The organism is Tychonema sp. LEGE 07196, assembly GCF_963890365.1.
GTDB lineage: Bacteria > Cyanobacteriota > Cyanobacteriia > Cyanobacteriales > Microcoleaceae > Microcoleus.
This window is the reverse complement of record NZ_CAWPRX010000153.1, coordinates 1-6,085: the sequence shown is the minus strand read 5'-3', so window position 1 is coordinate 6,085 and position 6,085 is coordinate 1. Positions and strand designations below refer to the sequence as shown.

The following is a 6,085-nucleotide window of genomic DNA, read 5'->3' as shown; positions in this document are numbered from 1 at the left end:
CCCCAACCCTCCCCTTAACAAGGGGAGGGAGTAAGAAATTCACAAATGATTTAGGATTGCAATATTGTGCGAGTTACAAACTGTCAGTAATACTGGTGAAATTAAAAGCTTTCACGCGCACTCCGGGCACGACACTACCACCGTAGCGATGCACTTCGCTAACTGCATCCACATCCCGCAACATATCAGGTAAAACTTGATTGAAACGGAAATTTTTAATGGGGTAAGCAATCTTACCGTTTTCAATCCAAAAAGTACCGTCGCGAGTCATGCCGGTTACTTCCGATGTTTTCGGATTCACGTAATTTACATACCAAGCTCGACTCACGAAAATTCCCCGCTCGGTTTGAGCGATTAAATCTGCTAAACTTTGATCGGAACCTGTCATCACGATCGGGTAATAACCACCTTTCGCTTCTTTGCCTTTTTGGGCGGCCCAATAGCGGGAATAGGACAAGCTTTGAGGTACGCCATTTTTGATGATTTCTAAATAGCTATTGTTCAATCCGTCGCCGAAAAAATTATTCGATCGCAACAAAGGATGACTCGGATCGCGCAGTACCTGCACTAACGGGCTGAAAAGTTGTTCTCCGGCGCGGTTTCCTGCGGGTTTTCCGGCTGCATCGGCGATCGACATAAACGATCGCCCCTCATCCGCCGCCCGCGCATCCATAGCCCAAATTACCCACGGTAGCAAATCTGCAAACGCAGCGCCATCAAAGATTACAGGATAAACACCGGGAGTAATTTCGCGGGGGTTGCGGGAGGCTTTCGCGCGCGAGACAACTTGTGCGGCTAATTCGGCGACTTGTACTTCGTGGATGCCCCAAGCCGTGCTTTCCGTCCAGCTAGAACCGTCTCCAATGCGGGCTGTAAAGCCGAAATTAGCCTCTGTATATTGGTTGCAGGCGCGGAGTCCGGTTGACGAGGCGATCGCGTACAGCGAAGCCTCAGCGCTCAAAGTACCGGAAGCTTCCGCACCTTCGCCAGATGCGATCGCGCAGGCTTGCTGTACCATTTTTGCCCGCTCTAAAGGCGATACAGCAGCCGTTGCTTCATCAAACGCCGCCGGGGGCAAATCGTAGGTTTGAGGGGGCAACAGCGGCATCCATTCGGGGTCTGCGGGGGCAATTCGGGCGAGTTCTTCCGATCGCTTGACGGTTTGGGCGATCGCATCTTCATCAAATTCGGTAACAGCAGCAGAAGCGCTTTTATTGCCAAAATAGCTAGTAATGTTGAGGCTAAATACAGTTTTGCTGATATTTTGGCTGATTTGATTTTCCGAGAATCGGGAAAGAGATTCTTCACCAGTAGAAAGACTGACAAATACTGCTTCTGCTTCCGATTGTTTGACTACCTTTTCTAATAAAGATAAGGCTCTGTCTTCACTTAAAATTGCGGGCGATATTGTTACGGTCATAAGCTAGAATACTAGGAAGAATTTGTTAGCTTTATTATCTCAGAACTCTCTCTGTGTTCTCTGCGTCCTCTGCGGTTCAATCATTCCGAATTAAGAATTTCCCCCAATTTGAATATCCCTGACCCGCACCGGTACACAAGCATGAGTCATTTGAGCAACCTGCATCGGCTCACCTTTGCCGCACATATTAGTACCGCATTGAACCCGTTCGGAAGCAGGCCCGATTGCATCTACTTGATTCCAGAAATCAGTGCTCATTGAATGATAAGTGACATCCTTCAACATTCCCACAACTTTACCCTTTTCCACTTTCCAAAAAGCATCGCCGCCGAATTGAAAATTGCGCCGCTGCTGGTCGATGGAAAAACTGCCTGTACCGTCAATTAAAATCCCATCTTCCGTATCAGCAATCATCTGATCCAAAGTAGCAGTATGACTGCCGCCATCCGGGCCCGGTTCCAATCCCAAATTAGGAATTCTCACCATCGGTACGCTCGACCAACTGTCAGCGCAGGCAGAACCGTTGCTGCTGGCGCGTCCGAGGCGATAAGCTGTTTCTCTGTCAGTGAGATAATCAACTAAAATTCCATCCTTGACAACGTACCAATCCTGCGATTTTACGCCTTCATCGTCGTAACCCATTGTACCGCGACCGTGGGGTTGAGTGCGATCGCACTTGAAGTTTACCCAAGGTGCAGCGTATTGCAGCTTATTTAACTTATCGGTAGTAGCAAAACTCGTGCCAGCAAAATTCGATTCGTAGCCGTAAACCCGGTCTAATTCCGTTGGGTGTCCGACGGATTCGTGGATAGTCAGAAACAAATTTGTCGGCTTGAGAATCAGGGATTTGCAAATCCCGGCAGGGACTTTCGGCGCAGCTACTTTTTCAATTGCTTCGGTGGCTACTCGTTCGACTTGACCCAACAAATCATCGGGATTGATGTGTTCGTAACCGATGTTTAATGGCGGGCGTTCGTAACTGCGACGTTGGGCATCGCCACCCGCAATTGCCGTGCAGCCAAAACCCGGATAGCTGCGGTAGATTGTTTGTTCGATTAGCGAGCCTTCTGTGGACGCAAAAACCTTGTCTTCGCGGTTGAATCTCAAAAAAGAATAAGCTTTTTTGATGCCTTGTGATTCGTGCGCTAGCAGGCGTTCGTTGATGGTTAATAAAAGTTCTGCTTTGTCAGCAACGGATACTGAAAACGGGTCAATTGCGATCGGAGTAATGTAGGTATCGACATATTTTGCGACGGGAACTAAGCGCACCGGTTCCTTTTGAGTCAAGCGGCTGCCTTTAGCAATTTCTACAGCCAAAGCGACGATTCTGGTAACTTCTGCGGGTGTTTTGTTGTGACTCGCGGCAAAGCCCCAAGCGCCGTCTAGCAGCACTCGCACGCCAAAACCGGAACTTACATTATCGGAGATATTGCTTAAAGAGCGATCGCGCGCGTACAAACTTTGCCGTCGGTAACTGCAAAAACGCACATCACCGTATTCGCACCCACTTTTCCGAATTAACTCTACAGCTAAATTTGCCAACTCGTTAGCAGAGATTTTTGCAGTTAACAGTACCATAGTTATTCGTCGTTCGTCGTTCGTTATGAATGATTATAGCGCTGTTTAAGGATTTGAACGAACCGCGAAGACGCAAAGAGCGCGAAGGAAGACAAGAGAGAGAGATTTTCCCGATCTTCTTCTCTCTCTCTTCCTTCGTGTCCTTAGCGCCTTCGCGGTTCGTTTAAATCTTACTCCAATTCCTGCAAAACCGCAGTTAAAATTTCCAAAATGCGATCGATATGTTCCTGCTCAATAATCAACGGAGGCGACAAAGCAATAATATCACCAGTCGTGCGAATCAACAACCCTTTTTCAAAGCACTGCAAGAAACAATCAAAAGCCCGTTTTCCCGGCTTCCCAGGGATAGATTCCAACTCAATCCCCGCCACAAGTCCGAGATTTCGCACATCAATGACGTGGCGCACGCCCTTCAAAGAATGAACCGCATTTTCCCAATAATCAGCCAACTTATTAGCCCGTTCAAACAGCCTTTCTTCCTCATAAATATCCAGCGTCGCCAAAGCAGCAGCGCAGGCTAGGGGATGGCCGGAATAAGTATAACCGTGAAAAAGCTCGATCGCATTTTCAGGAGCATTCATAAAAGTATCATAAATTCCCTCCTTCACAAACACCGCCCCCATCGGCACAGTACCGTTAGTTATCCCCTTCGCCACCGTCACAATATCGGGAACCACCCCAAAATATTCAGTAGCAAAACTCGAACCCAAACGCCCGAAACCCGTAATTACCTCATCAAAAATCAGTAGAATTCCGTACTTGTCACAAATCTCCCGCAGCCGCTGCAAATAACCTTGCGGCGGAATCAAAACCCCCGTAGAACCAGCCACCGGTTCCACAATTACCGCCGCAATATTAGACGCATCGTGCAAAGCCACAATCCGTTCCAATTCATCCGCCAAATGCGCTCCCCATTTCGGTTGTTTGCGACTGAAAGCATTGTGTTCTAAATTATGAGTGTGAGGTAAATGATCCACTCCTGTCAGCAAACTGCCAAAATATTTACGATTAGGGCCAATACCGCCGACAGAAATTCCCCCAAAACCAACCCCGTGATAACCGCGTTCCCTACCAATCAATCTTTGACGAGTTCCTTCACCTTTCGCCCGGTGATAAGCAATCGCAATTTTCAAAGCAGTGTCTACAGACTCGGAACCCGAATTAGTGAAGAAAACGCGATCGAAATTGCCCGGAATCATCTTCACCAAACGTTCCGCTAATTCAAAAGCGCCGGGGTGTCCCATCTGAAAAGGTGGGGCATAATCTAGAGTCGATACTTGCTTGTGAATTGCCTCAACAATTTTCGGGCGACAGTGCCCTGCGTTCACGCACCAAAGCCCCGCAATCCCGTCGAGAATTGAGCGGTTATCATCGGTGGTAAAGTGCATATCTTTTGCCGAAACCAAGATGCGCGGATTAGCTTTAAACTGTCGGTTAGCCGTGAAAGGCATCCAATAAGCGTCCATATTTGTCATATTTTTTTATCCTTTTATTTTGATACTTTTGTGTCCAAACTATAACTTGTTACCGATTGGCGATCGCCCGACACTTATTATAAGTTTACAAATATCTCTTTCAAACGAACCGCGAAGACGCAAAGAGCGCGAAGGAAGAGAAGAAAGAGCTTTTCTTATTTCCAAATAGAGTCTTTACCTAAAAACATCTACCTATCTTCTTCTTTCTCTTCCTTGATGTCCTACCCTTCGTTTCCTTTGCGCCTTCGCGGTTGGTTAAATCTTACTCCACCGACTAATGTTGCAACAAACCAGTCAGCATTTTTACAGGCCTCTCCCCGTAGGGCCACGCGAAAGCATGGCGAAAAGCAGCATCCTGACAGGCTTGTAACTGCCGAAAATCAATGATATCCCGAGTCAACAAATTCTCGTACTCAAAAGGCAGCCGCACGTTGTGCAATCCCGCATTGTCGGTACAAATAGCAATATCTACACCAGCCTCAAAACATCGATCGAACACTACCTTCAATTCCCCCATATCCTGTAACGTCCCCGTCTTGAGATAGGTAGTCGGGCAAACCTCTAAGCATTGACCCCTGCGCGCGACCTCTGGCAGCAGTTCGGGATATTTTAGCGGAATTTGAATCCCGTGGCCGATACGCATCAAATAGGGCAGAAGTTCGGGATAACAGCCAGAGGTAGTTTCGTAGAGATGGCCGGTTGTCTTAATCCCGATCGACCTTGTGTACTCATACAATCCCACAAACTCCTCCAAACGATCGCCAATAGCAGCATCGCCGCCCGCAAGATCGATCGCACAAACATATTCTCCCATCTCGGCCGCCAAATCGACGATCGCCCGATTCACCTCATAGGGTAAACGCGAGTGCATACACAAAATTTGGCTAGTCACAATCGGACAATCGCCAATTTGACTGGCCTTTCCCACAACCCGTACAATTTCTGCCATCAAATCAATGCGTTTTGACTGTTCCAAATGCTCTGGAGTCCGCAAATAAGGCGTATAGCGCAACTCCAAATAAGCCAGATTTTCAAATACGTAAGCGCCGCGCATCAACCGATAGATAAAATAAGGCAAAGTCTCCACAGTTTGCACGCTTTCTACCAGCGTGTGCAGTTCCAAATACTCATCAAGAGTATTGCGGGGACGAGTGTAAAAATCCTCAAACTCCGAATATTGTTGAAATCTATCAACCATTGCGGCGTTATGGCGATCGAAATACCGCCACAGAATCCGAGGAACCACAGAACCGCCTAAATGTCGGTGCAACTCAGCGTGTAAAGTCATGGGATTTTAGATTTTAGATTTTGGATTTTGGATTGAATAATTGGGGAATAAATTACTCGACAATCAACAAGATTGCATTCATCTGCGTTCATCTCCGTACCCTTCGATAAGTCGAAGCACATCTGCAGTTTCCCTCTCAATCAAAGATTTATGAATCTTATCTAATTACTTGGATCTTCCCTACAGTTGTATCTATTTAGAAAAGTAATCTCCTCTTAATCTTAATTCCTGCAAGCAGGTAAGCGGCCCCACATTTAAGCTGCATATTGGCAATGGACTATTCCCATTCTCCCCCTCTCCCATTCTCCCTCTCTCCTCCGACTG

General features: G+C 47.2%; 4 protein-coding genes. All 4 read right to left on the bottom strand.

Annotated features, from left to right (window positions below):
* Positions 1-73: 73 nt before the first annotated feature.
* The 4 genes from AACV78_RS17855 to AACV78_RS17840 all read right to left on the bottom strand — a co-directional run bounded on the left by AACV78_RS17855 (position 74) and on the right by AACV78_RS17840 (position 5,761).
* The gene (locus AACV78_RS17855) at positions 74-1,420 is read right to left on the bottom strand and encodes a TldD/PmbA family protein (RefSeq protein WP_194010154.1); all 1,347 of its coding nucleotides are present in this window, start codon (positions 1,418-1,420) and stop codon (positions 74-76) included.
* 90 nt (positions 1,421-1,510) lie between these two features.
* On the bottom strand, positions 1,511-2,998 hold the full coding sequence (locus AACV78_RS17850) for a TldD/PmbA family protein (RefSeq protein WP_194010153.1): 1,488 nt from the start codon (positions 2,996-2,998) through the stop codon (positions 1,511-1,513).
* A gap of 170 nt (positions 2,999-3,168) precedes the next feature.
* Positions 3,169-4,473 carry an omega-aminotransferase AptA gene (locus tag AACV78_RS17845; RefSeq protein ID WP_194010152.1) on the bottom strand — a complete coding sequence of 435 codons (1,305 nt, stop codon included), beginning with the start codon at positions 4,471-4,473 and terminating at the stop codon, positions 3,169-3,171.
* A 274-nt stretch (positions 4,474-4,747) separates the two neighbouring features.
* Positions 4,748-5,761, bottom strand: coding sequence for an adenosine deaminase (locus AACV78_RS17840; RefSeq protein WP_194010151.1), 1,014 nt, complete (start codon positions 5,759-5,761; stop codon positions 4,748-4,750).
* Positions 5,762-6,085 lie beyond the last annotated feature (324 nt).

Bases quoted from the DNA above. Each gene is read 5' to 3' on its own strand.
- AACV78_RS17855 (WP_194010154.1), bottom strand. From the start codon at position 1,420: ATGACCGTAACAATATCGCCCGCAATTTTAAGTGAAGACAGAGCCTTA.
- AACV78_RS17850 (WP_194010153.1), bottom strand. From the start codon at position 2,998: ATGGTACTGTTAACTGCAAAAATCTCTGCTAACGAGTTGGCAAATTTA.
- AACV78_RS17845 (WP_194010152.1), bottom strand. From the start codon at position 4,473: ATGACAAATATGGACGCTTATTGGATGCCTTTCACGGCTAACCGACAG.
- AACV78_RS17840 (WP_194010151.1), bottom strand. From the start codon at position 5,761: ATGACTTTACACGCTGAGTTGCACCGACATTTAGGCGGTTCTGTGGTT.